This is a genomic window from Ohessyouella blattaphilus, from assembly GCF_024721265.1.
Classification (GTDB): Bacteria; Bacillota; Clostridia; order Lachnospirales; family Lachnospiraceae; genus Aequitasia; species Aequitasia blattaphilus_A.
Genome location: NZ_JAMXOC010000076.1, coordinates 1 through 1,216 on the forward strand (window position 1 = coordinate 1; position 1,216 = coordinate 1,216).

Annotated in this window: 1 protein-coding gene and 1 pseudogene; both read left to right on the forward strand. The window is 44.4% G+C overall.

The features are described from left to right. Window positions 1-53: 53 nt before the first annotated feature. Window positions 54-896: pseudogene (gene tnpC, locus NHH16_RS15395) on the forward strand (IS66 family transposase); the annotation flags it as partial. A gap of 84 nt (window positions 897-980) precedes the next feature. After that, window positions 981-1,136: a transposase domain-containing protein gene (locus tag NHH16_RS15705; protein WP_262070472.1), complete on the forward strand. Its 156-nt coding sequence runs from the start codon at window positions 981-983 to the stop codon at window positions 1,134-1,136. The last annotated feature ends 80 nt before the right edge of the window (window positions 1,137-1,216 follow it).

The window sequence follows — 1,216 nt, forward strand, 5'->3', positions numbered from 1 at the left end:
TATTTCGCGAAAGCTATATCTGCCCTGGCTGTAAAGAAGATGACGTAACAGAGATTGTAAAATCTACGGTTCCGCCGGCGCTACTAAAACACTCTTTGGCATCGGCTTCTGTAGTTTCCCGTGTAATGTACGATAAGCATGTAAACTACCTCCCATTCAATCGCCAGGCTAAGAGCTTTGAGAGATTGGGCGTAAACCTAAGCCGTTCTGTACTTGCTAACTGGGTTAATAGCGCTGCGCTCTTGTATTTGCAGCCAATGTTTGATCGCCTTCATGAAGAGTTACTAAAGCGAGAAGTTATTATGGCTGACGAAACACCCTGTCAGGTACACAAAGAGGATGGAAGAAAAAACACTTCGAAATCCTTCATGTGGATATATAGGTCTGGCGAAGATACCCTGCCCGAAATCATCCTCTACGATTATCAAATCTCTAGAAGCGGTGACCATCCAATAGATTTCTTGAATGGGTTTTCAGGTTACCTACACTGTGATGGCTTCTCGGCTTACAACAGGTTGACAAATGTTACTCGCATTGCTTGTCTAGCGCACATCCGCCGAAAGTTCGTGGAGGCTCTTCCAGCAAAGTCAAAATGAGTTCCAAAACCTGTAAGCGAGTACACCCCTGCTGAGAGAGGGGTTGTAGTATGCAACATGCTCTTTAAACTGGAACGAGAGTTCAAAGATTTATCGCCGGAAGAACGGCAAAAAAAGCGTCTGGAAAAGGTGAAGCCGATTCTAGAGCCCTTTTGGAGATTGCTCGATGAGCAGAACCCACCCTCTGGCTCAAATCTTTATAAAGCAGTGAACTATGCTCGAAATCAAAAGGAATACATGAATAACTATCTCCTGGATGGGCGTTGCCCGATTTCGAATAACTTAACGGAAAATGCGGTCAGACCGTACACCTTAATCCGAAAGAACTCGTTATTCCACGACACGCCAAAAGGAGCGACTGCGAGCGCCATTATCTGTAGCATTATCGAAACGGCAAAAGCTGCCGGGCTCGATGCTGAAAACTACTTAGACCATCTACTAAGCGAGATGCCGGGTCGTCTGAATGATCCCGATGGTATCGAAGACTTATTTCCATGGTCAGATACAGTACAGAAAAAGTGCGTAAGAAAATCCATATAGAATTTAGAGCATTTCACTCCACACTTTTTATGAGAGGAATGCTTTTCTGTTTTCTGGGCGTATGATTATAAGTCACTTAC